This window comes from Pseudomonas sp. 09C 129, from assembly GCF_002843625.1.
In the GTDB taxonomy this organism is placed as follows: domain Bacteria; phylum Pseudomonadota; class Gammaproteobacteria; order Pseudomonadales; family Pseudomonadaceae; genus Aquipseudomonas; species Aquipseudomonas chlororaphis.
On sequence record NZ_CP025261.1, the window covers coordinates 879988 to 896602 of the forward strand.

Annotated in this window: 15 protein-coding genes and 1 tRNA gene; 3 read left to right on the forward strand and 13 right to left on the reverse strand. The window is 63.6% G+C overall.

Annotated features, from left to right (window positions below):
* Positions 1-45 precede the first annotated feature (45 nt).
* The 6 genes from CXQ81_RS04155 to CXQ81_RS04180 all read right to left on the reverse strand — a co-directional run bounded on the left by CXQ81_RS04155 (position 46) and on the right by CXQ81_RS04180 (position 5520).
* Positions 46-867, reverse strand: a complete 822-nt coding sequence (locus tag CXQ81_RS04155; RefSeq protein WP_101336579.1) for an FkbM family methyltransferase — start codon at positions 865-867, stop codon at positions 46-48.
* Between the two features lie 354 nt (positions 868-1221).
* On the reverse strand, positions 1222-2433 hold the full coding sequence (locus CXQ81_RS04160; protein WP_101336580.1) for a methyltransferase: 1212 nt from the start codon (positions 2431-2433) through the stop codon (positions 1222-1224).
* Between the two features lie 85 nt (positions 2434-2518).
* On the reverse strand, positions 2519-3208 hold the full coding sequence (locus tag CXQ81_RS04165; RefSeq protein ID WP_007922607.1) for an ABC transporter permease: 690 nt from the start codon (positions 3206-3208) through the stop codon (positions 2519-2521).
* A complete protein-coding gene (locus tag CXQ81_RS04170) occupies positions 3205-3900 on the reverse strand; it encodes an ABC transporter permease (RefSeq protein ID WP_101336581.1) in 696 nt (231 codons plus the stop codon). Before CXQ81_RS04170 ends, CXQ81_RS04165 begins: the two co-directional genes overlap by 4 nt.
* Before the next feature lie 77 nt (positions 3901-3977).
* Positions 3978-4733: an ABC transporter substrate-binding protein gene (locus tag CXQ81_RS04175; RefSeq protein WP_101336582.1), complete on the reverse strand. Its 756-nt coding sequence runs from the start codon at positions 4731-4733 to the stop codon at positions 3978-3980.
* Between the two features lie 13 nt (positions 4734-4746).
* The gene (locus CXQ81_RS04180; protein ID WP_007922616.1) at positions 4747-5520 is read right to left on the reverse strand and encodes an ABC transporter ATP-binding protein; all 774 of its coding nucleotides are present in this window, start codon (positions 5518-5520) and stop codon (positions 4747-4749) included.
* A 554-nt stretch (positions 5521-6074) separates the two neighbouring features.
* Between CXQ81_RS04180 and gabP the strand changes: the two genes are divergently transcribed.
* On the forward strand, positions 6075-7472 hold the full coding sequence (gene gabP, locus CXQ81_RS04185) for a GABA permease (protein ID WP_101336583.1): 1398 nt from the start codon (positions 6075-6077) through the stop codon (positions 7470-7472).
* A gap of 223 nt (positions 7473-7695) precedes the next feature.
* Here the strand turns inward: gabP and CXQ81_RS04190 are convergent, their stop codons facing one another.
* Positions 7696-8094 carry a hypothetical protein gene (locus tag CXQ81_RS04190; protein WP_007921795.1) on the reverse strand — a complete coding sequence of 133 codons (399 nt, stop codon included), beginning with the start codon at positions 8092-8094 and terminating at the stop codon, positions 7696-7698.
* Between the two features lie 103 nt (positions 8095-8197).
* The gene (locus CXQ81_RS04195; protein WP_101336584.1) at positions 8198-9166 is read right to left on the reverse strand and encodes an alpha/beta fold hydrolase; all 969 of its coding nucleotides are present in this window, start codon (positions 9164-9166) and stop codon (positions 8198-8200) included.
* Between the two features lie 365 nt (positions 9167-9531).
* On the opposite strand from CXQ81_RS04195, the gene CXQ81_RS04200 reads away from it, so the two are divergent.
* Entirely contained in the window at positions 9532-9990 is a 459-nt protein-coding gene (locus CXQ81_RS04200) for a hypothetical protein (protein ID WP_101336585.1), read from the forward strand.
* A gap of 88 nt (positions 9991-10078) precedes the next feature.
* Here the strand turns inward: CXQ81_RS04200 and CXQ81_RS04205 are convergent.
* The 5 genes from CXQ81_RS04205 to CXQ81_RS04225 all read right to left on the reverse strand — a co-directional run bounded on the left by CXQ81_RS04205 (position 10079) and on the right by CXQ81_RS04225 (position 14298).
* Positions 10079-10154, reverse strand: a tRNA-Phe gene (locus CXQ81_RS04205).
* A 103-nt stretch (positions 10155-10257) separates the two neighbouring features.
* A complete protein-coding gene (locus tag CXQ81_RS04210) occupies positions 10258-10530 on the reverse strand; it encodes an oxidative damage protection protein (RefSeq protein ID WP_007921798.1) in 273 nt (90 codons plus the stop codon).
* A complete protein-coding gene (gene mutY / locus CXQ81_RS04215; RefSeq protein ID WP_101336586.1) occupies positions 10527-11594 on the reverse strand; it encodes an A/G-specific adenine glycosylase in 1068 nt (355 codons plus the stop codon). Before mutY ends, CXQ81_RS04210 begins: the two co-directional genes overlap by 4 nt.
* Positions 11591-13819 carry an AsmA family protein gene (locus CXQ81_RS04220; RefSeq protein ID WP_101336587.1) on the reverse strand — a complete coding sequence of 743 codons (2229 nt, stop codon included), beginning with the start codon at positions 13817-13819 and terminating at the stop codon, positions 11591-11593. Before CXQ81_RS04220 ends, mutY begins: the two co-directional genes overlap by 4 nt.
* 68 nt (positions 13820-13887) lie before the next feature.
* On the reverse strand, positions 13888-14298 hold the full coding sequence (locus tag CXQ81_RS04225) for an acetyl-CoA sensor PanZ family protein (RefSeq protein WP_101336588.1): 411 nt from the start codon (positions 14296-14298) through the stop codon (positions 13888-13890).
* 378 nt (positions 14299-14676) lie between these two features.
* Between CXQ81_RS04225 and CXQ81_RS04230 the strand changes: the two genes are divergently transcribed.
* Complete coding sequence (locus tag CXQ81_RS04230; protein ID WP_101336589.1) at positions 14677-16338, forward strand: OFA family MFS transporter; 1662 nt, start codon at positions 14677-14679, stop codon at positions 16336-16338.
* Positions 16339-16615 lie beyond the last annotated feature (277 nt).

The following is a 16615-nucleotide window of genomic DNA, read 5'->3' on the forward strand; positions in this document are numbered from 1 at the left end:
TCTGTAAACCCCTGAAATCTGACTATTTTTGCTTTGTGCCGGGCTCTAGCCGCGGACCAGCACTTTCTTGAGTTTTTCGAGGGCGCGCCATGAGCGGCTGTTGCGTAGGGCGTGCAGTGCAGCTTCGGCGCGGTCGGCGCGTTGGCGTTCGGCGATCAGGGCCTGTTCCAGGTCGGTGGCGGGGGCGACGAAGCGGTGGCCGGGGCGGAACTGGAATTCGTCGAGGTTGCACGGCGGAATGTCGAAGGCGCCCTTGAGGTTCAGGTGTTCTTCGGCCAGGTAGAAGGTGTTGATGCCGTCGAACACCACCGGGTGGTAGCCGGCGCCGGTGACCAGGGTTTCCCAGGCCTGGTCGCGGTTCCATGGGGTTTCGATCAGCAGGATCCACGGCCGCCAGCGGTTGAAGTCCATGCTGCGCAGCACGGTTTCTTCGTGGCCTTCGACGTCGATCTTGAGGAAGTGGATGGGGCCGCCGACGTGGGCCTCGCAGATATCGCTCAGGGTGCGTGAGCTGACGATTTGGGTCTGCACCGGCATGCCGGCGTCCTTGTGTTGCTGGGCGATGGCGGGGTCGAGGGTGGACAGGCCGGTGTCGGCGATGCCGTAGAAGGTCAGGGCCTCGGCGTTGTCGCCGGCGGCGCATTGCAGGTTGGTATCCCTGGGCCGCTCCTGGCACAGGGCGTGGTAATAGCTCGGCACCGGTTCGACGTTGATACCGCGCCAGCCGCGATCATAGAAGGCGCGGGTCACCGAGTCGGCGGTGGGGTGGTTGGCGCCGACGTCGATGTAGAAGCCGTTTTCAATATGTTTGAGCGCGCGCCACAGGCGGATGTCTTCGAAATTTTGTGCATAAGAAATGAACGTCACTGTCTTTTCCCGTCAATCACAAAGGTTCTGGATCGGACGCGCCCGCGAGCGCCTGCGTCTGTATAACAAGCGTCGCCGACCGGCGCAATTTGCCGCGCCTGTGGTGCCGGTTTTCGGCTGTTATGTCCTTTGGCATTGACGCTTATGCACAATCGATGGCTGTCGCGCGGCTGTTTTCGCTGATTTTGTGGATCCGTTCTCAACTCGCCGCAACTGGCTGTTTTTTCGCTGATTTATTTTTATGAACAAAAAATGACCAGCTCTGTATTGAGGCTGTAGCAGGCGCTTTCAGCGGCTTTGGCGGGATTTCATCAACAGAGTTATCCACAGGCTGGATAGGATGATGGATCCAACTTATCCATGTTCCGCCAGCAGCATCAGGTTGCGTGGGGTGAGCGGTGCCGGGCAGAACAGGCCCAGTTGCACGCGGTAACCCTGTTCCTGCAAAAACAGCCCGCGATCGAGCACCAGCCACAGCTCCAAGGGCCGGCGAAACAGGCCGCGCAGCAGCTCCAGGTTGCGCACCTGGGCCAGGCGCTGCCAGCCGGCGGCTTCCAGCGCCGGCCAGTCCTGCGGACCGACTGTGGGTAAGTCCTTGAGGGCCGCCAGGTCGCGGCAGTAGTCGGCGAAGGGTTTGTCCAGCCAGCTGGCGGGCAGCGACGGGGTGGGCAGGTATTCGTCGACCCCGCGCAGCCGCCGTTGCAGCAGGTCGAAGGCCAGGCGGCGGGCCATGGAGCTGTCGCGTTGGCGGCGCACCCGGGCGCCGGCGGTGACGGTCTCGCTCAGGGGCAGGCCCAGGTCGTCGAGGGACAGTTGCAGCGCCGAGCCCTTGGCCGGGCCGGAGAGCGGCTGGTACTCGGCGTGGCTGATGCGGTTGTAGCAGCAGGGCGCGATAGCCAGCTGGCGGCAGCCGCGTTCGCTGGCCAGTTGCATCAGGCGTACATGCAGGTCGCCGCAGGCGTGCAGGGCCACCGGGGTGTGTTCGGCGCTCAGGCAGGCAGCGGCGTCGGCGGCGAGTACGTCCTGCTGCAGGTGGCTGGCCGGCAGCCGATGGTGTTCGCTCAACTGCCGGCCGCTGGCGACCAGCGCCGGGTCGTATTCCAGGCAGGTCAGCCGTTGCCCGGGTTGCAGCAGGCGGCGGCCGAGATGGCCCTTGCCCGAACACCAGTCCAGCCAGTGGCCGGGTGCCTGGGTGAATTCCAGGCAGGCGGCGAAGGCTTCGATCTGCTGCCATTTGCGCCCGGGCACATCGACGTTGAGGCGCTGGCGGGCGGCTGGCACCTCGTGCATCGGCAGCTCGGCCACGGCACCGAGCGCGGCGGCGGTCCGCGCCAGATCGGGGAAGGGCGCGGGAGCATCGAGCCGTTCTGGGTGGTTATGGCTGACCTCGGCATCGTCCAGGCTGCGCTGGCGCAGCCACTGGGCGAGTTCGCGGTGTCGGGCTTCCCAGGGCAGCTGCGGCTCGGTGAAGGGGCGTGGGCGCCAGAGCGATTGATGGTCCAGCAGGAAGCGGTCCAGGGCCTGGAAGCGGCTGAGGAGTTCGGGGCCTTGGAGGATGGAGGGCATGCTGGGCTCGGCGGTGTCTGGGGAGGGCGATCGCGAGCAAGGCTCGCTCCTACAGGTTAGCGGGGCGCCGGTAGGAGCGAACGGTTCAGCGGCCTTGGCACTGCTCGACGCGCAGCCAGCGTTCCAGCAGCTTGAAGCCTTGCACCAGCACATAGGACATCAGCAGGTAGAACACCCCGGCGGCGAAGAAGATCTCCACCGGCAGGTAGGTGCGGGCAATGATGGTGCGGGCCATGCCGGTCAGTTCCAGCAGGGTCACGGTGCTGGCCAGGGCGCTGGCCTTGAGCATCAGGATCACTTCGTTGCTGTAGGCCGGCAGGCCGATGCGCGCCGCCCGGGGCAGGATGATGTAGAACAGCGCCTTGGGCTTGGACATGCCCAGCGCCCGCGCTGCTTCGATCTCGCCCGGCGGGATGGCCTGGATCGCCCCGCGCAGGATCTCGGCGATATAGGCCGCGGTGTGCAGGGTCATGGTGGCGGTGGCGCACCAGAACGGATCGCGCAGGTACGGCCACATCGCACTGTTACGCACTGCGTCGAACTGCGCCAGGCCGTAGTAGACCAGGAACAGCTGCACCAGCAGCGGCGTGCCGCGGAAGAAGAAAATGTAGGCATAGGGCAGGGCGCGCACGTACCACAGGCGTGACGAGCGGGCGATGCCTAGCGGAATGGCCAGCAGCAGCCCGGCGATGACCGCGATGGCCACCAGTTCCAGGGTCAGCGTGGCGCCCTGGGCCAGCTTGGGCAGCCACTTGATGATCACTTCCCAGTTCATTGGGCGCTCCTCGCGAAGCCGCGAGCGGCGCGTTTTTCCAGGAAATGCATGCCGGTCATGGCCAGCACGGTCAGGCCCAGGTACATGAAGGCCGCCACCATATAGAAGGTGAAAGGTTGCTTGGACACGGTCACGGCGATCTGTGAGTGCCGCATGATTTCTTCCAGGCCGATCACCGACACCAGTGCGGTGTCCTTCATCAGGATCATGAACAGGTTGCCCAGGCCCGGCAGGGCGATGCGCCACATCTGCGGCATGATCAGCCTGGTGAAGATCCGCCATTTCGACAGGCCCAGGGCCACGCCGGCCTCACGATGGCCCTTGGGAATGGCGAGGATCGCGCCACGGAACACTTCGGTGGCGTAGGCGCCGAAGCACAGGCCGAGGGCGATGACCCCGGCGGCGAAGGCGTTGAGTTCCAGCTCCGGGTTGCCGAAGAACTCACCCAGGGCGCGCATCAGGTTGACGGTGCCGAAGTAGATCAGCAGCACCCAGAGCAGCTCGGGAACGCCGCGCACCAGGGTCGAATAGGTGCCGCCAAGCCATTGCAGCGGCTTGTACGGGGAAGTCTTGGCCAAGGCGCCGAGCAGGCCGAGCACCAGCCCCAGGCTCAGCGCGCAAAGAGCCAGCTTGACGGTCATCAGCGCGCCAGCGGCGAGCGCCGGGCCGAATCCGTAGAGATCGATATTCATGGATGGTTATTCAAGTCGCGGCAGGCTTTGCTAAGGACCGGCGCCCTCGGGGAGGGCGCCGGGCAGGCCAGTCAGTATCAGTAGATGCTGAACGGGAAGTACTTGTCGTTGATCTTCTTGTAGGTGCCGTCGGCCACGATTTCCTTCAGGGCGGCGTTGAGCTTCTCGCGGATCGGATCGTTCTTGCGCACGGCGATGCCGATCTTGTCGCTTTCTTCAACCGGGTCGCCCTTGAACTCGTAAGGCTTGCCCGCTTCGCTTTTGAGCCACTCGTAGTTGACGTACTTGTCGGCCAGGATCGCGTCCAGGCGGCCGGACGTCAGGTCGAGGAAGGCGTTTTCCTGGGTGTCGTAGAGCTTGATGGTGATGTCGTCGCCCAGGTTGTCTTCCAGCCAGGTGCCGGCCAGGGTGGCGCGCTGCGCACCGATGATCTTGCCCTTGAGGGAAGCCTTGTCGGTCTTGAAGTCGGCCTTGTCTTTAGGCGCGATGAACTGCAGCTTGTTGGAGTAGTACGGGTCGGTGAAGTCCACCGCCTGCTTGCGCTCGTCGGTGATCGACATCGAGGAGATCAGGAAGTCGAACTTCTTGGCGTTCAGGGCCGGGATGATGCCGTCCCAGTCGGAGGTGACCACTTCGCACTCGACTTTCATCTTGGCGCACAGGGCATCGCCGACGTCTTTGTCGAAACCGACGACCTGGCCGCTGGCATCCTTGTTGTTGAACGGCGGGTAGGCCGCTTCGATGCCCATCTTCAGTTTGTCGGCGGCCATCGCATTGGCCGAGAACACCAGAGTGGCGGCAGCGGCCAGGAGGAATTTCTTATAGCTCTGCATGCGTGTTGCTCCGTTAGCGGTTGCTGGACATGAATTGTTTGCAGCGTGCCGAAAGCGGGTTCTCGAACACCTGCTGTGGCGATCCTTGCTCTTCCACCAGGCCCTGGTGCAGGAACACCACTTCACTGGAGACCTGACGGGCAAAGCCCATTTCGTGGGTGACCAGCAGCATGGTCCGGCCTTCTTCGGCCAGGGCGCGGATCACGTTGAGCACTTCCTGGACCATTTCCGGGTCCAGTGCCGAGGTCGGCTCGTCGAACAGGATGACTTTGGGCTGCATCGCCAGGGTGCGGGCGATGGCGGCGCGTTGCTGCTGGCCGCCGGAGAGCTGGGCCGGGTAGGCGTGGCGCTTGTCGGCGATGCCGACCTTGGCCAGCAGCGCTTCGGCCACTTCGATGGCTTCGGCCTTGCTCTGGCCGAGCACCCGGCGCGGCGCCTCGATGATGTTGTCGAGCACGCTCATGTGCGGCCAGAGGTTGAAGTTCTGGAACACGAAGCCGATTTCGCTGCGCAGGCGGTTGATCTGCTTGCCGTCGGCGGCAACCAGTTCGCCGTTCTTGGCGGCCTTGAGCTTGAGTTCTTCACCGGCCACCAGGATCTGGCCCTGGTGTGGGTTTTCCAGGAGGTTGATGCAACGCAGGAAGGTGGACTTGCCGGAACCGGAGGAACCCAGGATCGAGATCACATCGCCGTCGCGTGCGGTCAGCGAGACACCCTTGAGTACCTCCAGCGAGCCGTACCGTTTGTGCAAGTTGCGGATTTCAAGCGCGGGCGTGGCCTCAGCCATGTGCGGTCCTCATGAGTTCATTGCGCTCCTGCTGGTAGCGGCTTTTCTGGCGAGGCGCCAACCTAGCATAGCGTTCGAATGACAGCCAACAGCGCTTCAGGGTGTAAGCAGACGGCGTGTGACAGGTTGTCGCATCGGCACAGCAGACTGTCGCCCCGTCAACAACCGAACGCCCGTTTGAACCCTGTTCCCAGCGGGTGTCGCGTAAAAAAAGGCGCGATGGTGCCAGCTTTGGCCAGGTGTTGGAAGGGTAAAACGGCCAAAGGTTGCGTATCCGCCCTCTATTTGTGCGTCGCACACTTTTTGTGTGTGTTTCTGGTGCGCTGCTTCGTTCTACAAATGGGTGGTGCGGTAACGTTCTGGCGCAAGGCCATTAATCTCAAGGACTTGCGCTCATCCGTCGGTCGCCTTCGCAGGCCGCGCCGGCTGGGAGTCTGTAACATTTTGGCGCAAATCTTGCGTAAGAAATAAAGAACGCCCTGTTGGATTCTTTTTACGAGAAAGAATATCCAGGCCGGGTGGACGCTTTCGCTTTCTTCGCAAAGGTAGTTTCAATGAGCAGTACGCAGACCTCCAATGACCTCGAACAGGGGCTCAAACCGCGGCATGTCACCATGCTGTCGATCGCCGGGGTAATCGGCGCCGGGCTGTTCGTCGGTTCCGGCCACGCCATCGCCGAAGCCGGCCCTGCCGTGCTGCTGGCCTATGCGGCCGCGGGCACCCTGGTGGTGCTGGTGATGCGCATGCTGGCCGAAATGGCCGTCGCCTCGCCGGACACGGGTTCCTTCTCGACTTATGCCGACCGCGCCATCGGCCACTGGGCCGGTTTCACCATCGGCTGGCTGTACTGGTGGTTCTGGGTGCTGGTGATTCCGCTGGAGGCCAACGCCGCCGCGACCATCCTGCATGCCTGGTTCCCTGATATAGCGATCTGGGCCTTTACCCTGGTCATCACCTTGCTGCTGACCGCGACCAACCTGTTCAGCGTGAAGAACTACGGTGAGTTCGAGTTCTGGTTCGCCCTGATCAAGGTCGTGGCGATCATCGGCTTCGTGGTGCTCGGCCTGCTGGCGATCTTCGGCCTGCTGCCGACCAGCAATGTCAGCGGCGTCTCGCACCTGTTCGATACCCAGGGCTTTTTGCCCAACGGCATGGGCGCGGTACTCGCCGCCATGCTGACCACCATGTTCTCGTTCATGGGCACCGAGATCGTCACCATCGCCGCCGCCGAATCGAAGAACCCGGGCCAGCAGATCAGCAAGGCCACCAATTCGGTGATCTGGCGGATCGGCCTGTTCTACCTGGTGTCGATCTTTATCGTCGTGTCGCTGGTGCCATGGAATGATCCGAGCCTGGCCCAGGTCGGTTCCTACCAGACCGTGCTCGATCGCATGGGCATCCCCAACGCCAAGCTGATCGTCGACCTGGTGGTGCTGGTGGCGGTGACCAGCTGCCTGAACTCGGCGCTCTACACCGCCTCGCGCATGCTGTTCTCCCTGGGCAAGCGCGGCGACGCCCCGGCCGCGGCCAAGCGCACCAACACTAGCGGCACGCCTTACTGGGCGGTGATCCTGTCCACCGCAGCCGCCTTCCTCGCGGTATTCGCCAACTACGTGGCACCCGCCGCGGTGTTCAATTTCCTGTTGGCCAGTTCCGGCGCCATTGCCTTGCTGGTGTACCTGGTGATCGCGGTATCGCAGCTGCGCATGCGCCAGAAACGCACGGCGGCCGGCGAGAAGATCGCCTTCCGCATGTGGCTGTTCCCGGGCCTGACCTACGCGGTGATCGTGTTCATCGTCGGGGTACTGACCATCATGCTGTTCCAGGAAGGGCACCGTATGGAGATCGTCGCCACCGGCCTGCTGAGCATCGTCGTGATCGCGGCGGGCCTGCTGGTTGCGCGTCGGCGCAAGCTGGAGAAGCAGGCGGCCGGTGTATTGAGCCGCGCCTGAGTTTTTCCCGGTAACGAAAAAGGCCGCTGTCAGTGCTGACAGCGGCCTTTTTTATGGCCTGTACCGAGGCTTTCGCGGGCAAGCCTCGCTCCTACAGATGAAGGTGATCCGTAGGAGCGAGGCTTGCCCGCGATGACGATTGAACATTCGACGCAGCAGTGAGGGTCATGCAGGGCGCGCTGTAGCCGCAGGCTGCGCCAGCGGCTACAGATTGTGTTGAGGCTTATTTCTGCATCAGGGCTTCCGAGGCGGCCAGGTAGGCGGCCTGGAACTCCGGGCTTTCGATCCAGGCCAGGGCGCCGGCCTCGTCGCTCTCGGTGGACCACTGGCGGTACTCGATCAGGGCGGCGAGGATGAAGTCCATGGCGCCTTCCTCGCCTTCCTGCTCGTAGACGATCTCCAGCAGCGGGTCTTCCAGGAACGCCGCGCACATCGCCTGCTGGCTGGTCTTCTCGGCGTCGATCATCTTCTTGAACAGCTCAGTCAGGTCCACTGATTCGAAGTCGATGCGGTCGTCGTTCGGGTCCAGCTCCACCGGCGCAGCGTTGCGCTGGGTGCGGTTCTGCTTGGCCTTGGTTTTCGCCCGCTGGGCTCTTTTGTGTTGCTTGTTCGCAGATGCCATGGGCGTCGTACCTTTTGCGCAAAGAGGGGGCCAGGGATGGATACAGTGTCCGGCCTGGCTTTCAGGCGGCAGAGGATGCCAGTAAATGCGCTGCCTGGCACGCTCAACGGCTACCGCTGATCAGGCGTCCCGGGGTGTCGCTGGGCAATGTGGCGTGTTGCAGCCAGGCCAGGGCGATCGGCCACAGGCGGTCCTGGTAATGGCTGCGGAAAAACGCGAAGTGCCCGACTTCCCGCTCGCCGATGTCCTCGGGTTCGATGCGCCAATGGCTGCGCTGGCTGGCGGTGAAGTAGCCCAGCAGGCGCTCGATGGCCGGCACGGTGCCGTAAGGGTCGTCGCTGATGCTGATGGCCAGCAGTTGCGCCTTGACCCGGGCGAAGGGGAGCGCCGGATCCCGGCGCGCCAGGTGGCGCCCGCTGGGCCGCCGTTGATAGTGCGCGGTGGGCGTGGCCCAGTCGCGCACCACGCCGGCGGGGGTGTCCTCCAGCCAGCCCAGGCGCTTGCCGGGGAAGTAGCCGTAAATCGCCGTCAGCAGCGGCATCACGACATGCCATTTGCCCAGCATGCGCCAGCGGCTTTCCGGGGCGTAGTCGCGCCAGTAGGCGAACTGCGCGCCCACTGTCACCACGCGGCGGATCAACTGCCCGGATGCGCCCAGCCCTGCCGCGCAGCCGCCGAAGCTGTGCCCGACCACGTCGATGGGCTGGCCGGGGAATTCCCGCTGTGCGCGTTGCAGCATGGCTTCGAAGTCCAGGCTGCCCCAGTCCGACCAGGACGCCTTCAACTTGCGCATCGAGGCCGGCCGCGACTCGCCGATGCCGCGGTAGTCGTAGATGATGACGTCGAGGCCATGGCTGAACAGGTAATCGGCGAACCGCGAATAGTGCCGACAACGCACGGAGGTGGCGGCATTGATGATCACCACCGGGCGTGCGGGGTCCGGTTCGGCATGGCGCCAGGTGAAACCACCCAGGATAAAGCCATCGGCGGCAGGCTCGCGGAAAGCCGTGCCGGGGCTGCTGGTCACGGTGCTGGCCGGGTGCAGGGGTGAGGGCGGGGATTGCACGGTCATCGGCGCGTATTCCTTTGCGGGCGAAAAGGCGTGTCGGCTCTTTTTAGGTGCAAGCATTAATAACCGCCTTGTCCGCGCCGTGGCAACCGTCGGTATTGGCGCCGCTGCTAGGTACTTTTGGTTAAAAGCCTCACACCGAATCGATCTAAACGGCCTGGTATCGGGGCGTACACTGAATATCAGGGCCTGGGGGCGATCACGGATGCATGACGCTTACGGGCTGTTCATTCGAGCATCGTTTGCCTGAGGCGTAGCTGGGCTATTCAAGATGAAAAGGGGAGACCCGGACGCTGCCGTTCTGGGGCTGGGCTCTTGGCGGTGGCGTTCCCATTCAATGGTTCGAGACGAACCCGGGAGTGCTCATCATGAAGTCCTTTTACTTGAGTGTCGTAACAGGCGTTCTCGCGGCGTTCCTGTCACTCGCGCCGTTCAGCGTACAGTCTGCCACCCCCAGCAACGAACCCATCGACCCGGCGGGCGTGCAGCTGGAACCTCAGCAGCAGAACGGCATTACCTATCTGTCCGGCGGTATCGGCCTGGACGAATCGCGGACGCTCTTGCAGACCAAGGGGTACAACCTGCACATGACCTTTTCCGTCGGCCCGGAAAACAAATACACCTCGGATGTCGACCTGGCGATCCAGAACCCGCAAGGGCAGCCGGTCCTGACCCTGAATCAGGTGGGCCCCATCGTCTTTGTGCAACTGCCGGCCGGCAAGTACCAGGTTGTCGCCACCCGTGGCGGGCGTACCGAGCGCAGCGCGGTGGATATGAAAGTGGCGGGCATTCGCGACCTCAACCTGCATTGGAATGAAGGTTATTGAGTGAAGGCTGCAATGCTGAAAACAGGCGCATCAAATCGCAGGCAATAAAAAACCCCTGAATCTTGCGATTCAGGGGTTTCGGTATTAGTGGTGCCCAGAGACGGAATCGAACCGCCGACACGGGGATTTTCAATCCCCTGCTCTACCGACTGAGCTATCTGGGCAACGGGGCGCATTAAACGGGTTTTTCGGGGGGGCGTCAAGCAAGTTTTGAAAAAAAGTTTAATTATTACCGCCGCTTACGTTCCCGCCCCGATTTGAGCGCAATTACTCGGACGGCGGCACGTAGCCGTCGGCCTTGGCGTATTCCTCGCCGGAGAAGAACTTGTCCATCTCGCCCTGCAAGTATTTGCGGTCTTCGGCGTTCATCATGTTCAGGCGTTTTTCGTTGATCAGCAGGGTCTGGTGTTTCTGCCAGTCGGCCCAGGCCTTGGCCGACACGTGCTCGAAAATCTCCTGGCCCTTGGCACCCGGGTACGGAGGACGCTCCAGGCCCGGCAATTGTTCTTTGTACTTGCGGCACATTACGGTGCGGGTCATTGCAACTCTCCTGCGTTCAATACGTCGGCCGCGCGTTTGAGCAGCTTTTTCACCGGGGCGGCAAGGCCCAGGCGCGGCGGGGTGGCGAGGTTATACCAGAGCCAGTCGGCCTCGGCCACGTGATGGGTAGATGCCTGGACCTGCACCAGCCAGGGCTCGATGGCCAGCTGGAAGTGACTGAAGGTGTGCACCAGCCCGGGCATTTCCTGTTGCTTGCCCAGCTCCAGCGAGTGCTGCGAAGCCAGGTGTTCCAGGTCCGCCAGGTCGTCCAGCTCCGGCAGGCTCCACAAACCGCCCCACAGGCCGCTGGAGGGCCGGCGGTACAGCAGAATGGCGCCTTCGTGGTTGGCCAGCATCGGCATCAGCGTGCGTTTCTGCGGGACCGTCTTGCGTGGCTTGGGAATCGGGTAGCGGGTTTCCAGGCCCAGCATGTGCGCTTCGCAGCCTCTTTCCAGGGGGCACAGCAGGCAGCTGGGTTTGCTCCGGGTACAGAGGGTGGCGCCCAGGTCCATCATCGCCTGGGTGTAATGGTTCACCCGGGTCTGCGGGGTGAAGCGCTCGGCCGCGGCCCACAGCTGCTTGGCCACCCTGGGTTCGCCCGGGTAGCCCTCCTGCGCGGTAAAGCGCGCCAGCACCCGCTTGACGTTACCGTCGAGGATCGGCGCGCGCAGGCCCATGCTGATGCTGGCGATGGCGCCGGCGGTGGACAGGCCGATGCCCGGCAGTTCGGTGAGTTTTTCCACGTCGCGGGGAAACTCGCCGCCATACTCGGCGACCACGATCTTCGCGGTCTTTTGCAGGTTGCGCGCGCGGGTGTAGTAACCCAGGCCGGTCCACAGGTGCAGCACTTCGTCTTCCGGCGCGGCGGCCAGGGCCTGGACCGTCGGCAGCGAGGCCATGAACCGGTCGAAGTAGTTGAGCACGGTGCTGACCTGGGTCTGCTGCAACATGATTTCCGAGACCCATACCCGATACGGGTTGATCTCCTGCTGCCAGGGCAGGTCATGGCGGCCATGGCGGTCGTACCAGTCCAGTACCGCCGGTGCGAACTGCTCGGCCCTCATCGTTTGAACAGCCCTTTGAGCGCGTTTTTCAGTTCCGGGCTGACCTTGTCGCCCAGCTTCTCATCGAGTTTTTCGCTGAGGCGATCGCCGGCCAGCTTGGCCGCGACCTGGCCCAGGCCGTCGCGGTCCAGGCGGCAGGCCTTGGCGCCCAGTTCCAGCGGGCCGCGGCAGCGCAGCGGCAGTTCGATGCCGACAAAACGCTCGCCGACCTGGCAGGCCGGGTCCGGCATGTCGCTCTTGTCGCCTTCGACGACGATGCCGACACGGTAATCCATGCCCAGTACGCGCAGGTCGATGTCGCCATTGCCTTTGACGCTCATGCCCGGGATGCGCACTTTCAGGTCCGGGTTGCTGGCCACGCCGTTGCGCAGGGTCAGGTTGCCCTTGAGTTCCTGGAAGGGTGTGTCCTTGCCCCGCGGCTCGCTGCTCAAGGTCTTGCGGTTCAGCGTGGCGATGCCCTGGCACACTTGCTGTTCGAGGTTGGCATTGAGCAGCACGCCGTTGTTGACGACGAAGCTGGCGTTGCCGTTGAGGCTATCGACCAGCGCTTTCTGGCTGTTGCCGCTGCTGGTCAGGTTGCTGTCGAGGGTCACCAGGCCCTTGACCGGCGGGGTCTGCCCCTGGCTTTCCAGGATGCGTTCCACCGGTACCCGGTTGATCCTGGTCTGCAGGCTCAGCTGCGGCGTTGGCTGGCGCACGTCGAGGTTGCCGTTGGCTTCGAAGCTGCCGTTGTACAGCTCGCCGCGCAGGCCTTCGAGTTTCAGCAGGCCGCCCTGGCCGTTGGCCTTGAGCGTGGCGTTGTGGATCGGCAGCTTGTCCAGGGTCAACTGGCCGAAGCTCAGGTCGGCGTCCACATCCAGCTTGCTCAGGCGTTCCACCGGCAGTAGGCGCTCGGTGCTCCAGGCGCCCTTGGTCGGCGCGTCCGGCAGTGGCGAGTTGCCGGCCCCGGCGACGGCGCTGGCTTCGCTGCTCTGTACTTCGGCCTTGCGCGCCACCGCGGCGCTGTTGGCTTCGGCGGACTTCGGCGGCAGGTAGCGGTCGACGTCGAAGGTGTCGGCCTTGAGCTGGGCGCGCAGCGATTGCTTGGCCAGGTCTTCGACCGCCAGGCGGCCGCTGAAGCTGCTGTCGTCGAGTTTCAGGTTGATGTTTTCCAGGGCGATGCTGTTCGGCGTGGCGGACAGGCGGCTGACCAGCTCGACCTTGCTCAGGCTGCCTTCGGCCATGGCCGGCAGGGTCTGGCCGATGCTGTCGACGAACTTGGCCAGGTCGAACTGGGCGATGGAGATGCCGCCGTTGAGCTGCGGGGTCTTGTCCAGGTCGTTGACCTTGAGCTCGCCGATGGCGCGCAGCTGGTTGAGCGAGAGCTTCAGGCTGTTCCATTCGGCGACGTTGGCGGCCTTGTCCAGCAACAGCTGGCCCTGGGCGGCGAAGGTCAGGGTCTTGCCTTGCAGCGGATCGCCGGCGGCTTCGCCGGACAGTTTCATGTCTTCGAACTGGTAGCGCTTGAGGACGCGGTCGAAGCGCAGCTCGCCCTTCAACTCGGTGCGCACACGCACGGCCGGCTGGGTGCTGGCGAGGAAGGCAGTGAGCTTGACCGGGGTATTGGTCGCTTCGTGGATCGGGCCGGTGCTCAGTTGGATGCTTTCGGCGGTGAACTGCTTGCCGCTCTGTTCGTCGTTGTATTCCACCCGGGCGTTGTTCACGGTCAGGCTGTCGATATCCAGGCGGATCGGCTGCGCCGGTTTTTCCGTGGTGGCCGGGGTCGTGGTTGTGGTTTCGCCGGTGCTGGTGGCCGGGGTTGCGGCCTGCTTGTCGGCGGGGGCGACCTTGCCGATGTCTTCCCAGTTGCCGTGGCCATCCTTGTTGCGGGTCAGGCGCAGGTTCAGGCCTTCGACACGCACATCGCTCATCTGCACTTCGCGGCGCAGCAGCGGCAGCACGCGGACCGACAAACCGAGCATCTGCAGATCGGCGAACGGCTGGGTCGGGTTGGCCAGGGTGGCGACGCCGGCCTCATGCAGTTCGAGGCCGAGCCAGGGGAACAGGCTCCAGCCGATATCGCCATTGAGCGTCAGCTCGATGTGGGCCTTGTCGCGGGCTATCTGGCGAATTTCTTCTTTGTAGTCGTTGGGATCAAACAGGTGAGTCAGGGCGAAGCCGAGAGCCACGATGATCAGCAACAGCCCGAGAAGTACCAGACCCAGGATTTTGCCGAACGCTTTCATGGGCGAGTCCTTGTAGTGTCGAATTCGAATTTAGCCGGGGAGTATAACGCCCCGGACCTGGCCACTGGTCACTGATCGCTTTGCAGCACATCCAGCGGTATCTGCAGCTTGGCCGCCAGCGCCTGGGCTTCGAGGTGCCCGGCGGGGGCCAGCAGGCGCAAGGTGGCGCCGTGCCGGGCGGCCATTGTCCGGGCTTCGCTCACCAGTCGCTCGGCCACGCCGCGACGCCGGGTGATCTTGCGCACACACAATTGGGACAGGTGCCAGACGTCTTGGTGCCGTTGCAGGCGGGTGGCGCCCAGCAGGCGGTCGTTGAAGCGCCCGGCGATCAGGCTGCCGTCGCCCAGGGCGGCCTCGATCAGTTCCATATCGTCGCGCTGCGGCGCGAACAACCAGGGCGGGGCGTCGCGGTAGATCTTCTGCAGGTCCTGTTGATCCTGATAGCTGGCTTGTTTCAGCGACTCGACAACGATGGGCATGGGGAATCCTGTGCAGAGCGAAGGAATGGCTGGCCATTATCGAGAGCAGCGCGCGGGCTGGCGAGGGGCAGGCTTCTGTAGGAGCGAGGCTTGCCCGCGAAGCGTTCTGCCTGACACACCGCATAACACCCATCGCCGGCAAGCCTGGCTCCTACAGCAGCGTTATTGCCGTCTTTCGGAGCAGATGACGCTGAAAAGGTGATGGCAGTTTGCTTTTTCTGTCACGAGCAAATGGTAATCTCTCGCAGTTCATCTGCCCTTCCGCGACCAAAAGTCGCACTCTATGGAGCTTCACTCGATAAAACGGCCACGTCTGCGTGCAAAGGTCGTGAGTGGAGAGTGGCCGGCGAATAATTCCAATAATTGGGGGAAACACTCATGAGCACTAGCACCGAGGCGGGCGCGATTGCCGTCCAGCCGGCGTTCTTGTCCAAAGAACGCATCATCGCCAAGCCCGGTTTCAACCGTTGGCTGGTTCCACCGGCCGCCCTGGCCATCCACCTGTGCATCGGCATGGCCTACGGCTTCTCGGTGTTCTGGTTGCCGCTGTCCAAGGCCCTGGGCGTGACCGCCCCGGTGGCCTGCGCCCCGGACATGAGCTTTATCGCGCAGGTCTTTTCGTCCCAGTGCGATTGGCCGATCTCGATGCTCGGCTGGATCTATACCCTGTTCTTCATTTTCCTCGGCTGCTCCGCGGCGATCTGGGGCGGCTGGCTGGAGCACGCCGGCCCGCGCAAGGCCGGTGTGGTGTCGGCGCTGTGCTGGTGCGGCGGCCTGCTGATTTCGGCGCTGGGTATCTATACCCACCAGATCTGGCTGATGTGGCTCGGCTCCGGCGTGATCGGCGGTATCGGCCTGGGCCTGGGTTACATTTCGCCGGTGTCGACCCTGATCAAATGGTTCCCGGACAAGCGCGGCATGGCCACCGGCATGGCGATCATGGGCTTCGGCGGTGGCGCGATGGTCGGTGCGCCATTGGCGGCGGCACTGATGAGCCATTTCGCTTCGCCAACCGGCGTCGGCGTCTGGCAGAGCTTCCTGGTGATGGCGGCGATCTACTTCGTGTTCATGATCGGTGGTGCGCTGTCGTACCGCGTGCCGCCGACCGGCTGGAAGCCCGAGGGCTGGACCCCGCCGGCGAAAAAAGCCGCGAACGCGATGATCACCCACCGTCACGTGCATGTGAACGTGGCCTGGAAAACCCCGCAGTTTCGCCTGGTATGGCTGGTGCTGTGCCTGAACGTTTCCGCGGGTATCGGCATCCTCGGCATGGCTTCGCCGCTGTTGCAGGAAGTCTTCGCCGGCAAGCTGCTGGGCAATGAGCTGGCCTTCGGTCAGCTGGACGCCTCGCAACTGGCGTCGATCGCCGCGATCGCCGCCGGCTTCACCGGCCTGCTGAGCCTGTTCAACATCGGTGGCCGCTTCTTCTGGGCGTCGTTCTCCGACTACCTGGGACGCAAGAACACCTACTTCGTGTTCTTCGCCCTGGGCTTTGCCCTGTACGCGCTGATCCCGAACCTCGGGCACCTGGGCAATGTCGCGCTGTTCGTGGCGGCGTTCTGCATCATCCTGTCGATGTACGGCGGCGGTTTCGCCACGGTTCCGGCCTACCTGGCGGACCTGTTCGGCACCCAGATGGTGGGCGCGATCCACGGTCGCCTGCTGACCGCCTGGGCGGCGGCGGGTGTACTGGGTCCGGTGCTGGTGAACTACCTGCGTGAATATCAGCTGAGCATCGGCGTCGAGCGTGCCGCGGCCTACGACATCACCCTGTACATCCTCGCCGGCCTGCTGGTGCTGGGTTTCCTGTGCAACCTGCTGGTGCGTCCGGTGGCCGACAAGTACTTCATGAGCGACGCCGAGCTGGCCGCTGAACAGGCGCTGGGCCATGACAAGGGCACGGACAGCACCACCGTGCTGGAGTGGAAGGCCTCGTCCGGCAGCGTGCCGCTGGCGGTCGCCGCCTGGCTGGTGGTGGGTATTCCGCTGGCGTGGGGCGTGTGGGTCACCCTGCAGAAGACCGCGGTGTTGTTCCACTAAGGCTTCTCTGGCAAGGATGTAGCCGCTGCTGAAGGCTGCGATAAGGTCCGCAGGACCTTCAGCGATTTCAGAATCGCCACGGCCGTTCTCCGAACGCGGCCCGGGCCGATCGCAGCCCGCGGCAGCGGCTACAGATTGCATATTGCTTGTCATGACAGGTACAGCCCCGGCTTTATTGGCTTCAGCCCGTCAGGATCTTGTCCTGTGTGTTCCTGTTTAGCCGCCGTCCGGCCTATAATGTTCGCCTTTTTCGCCCAATGATTTTGCGGAGCTGGTG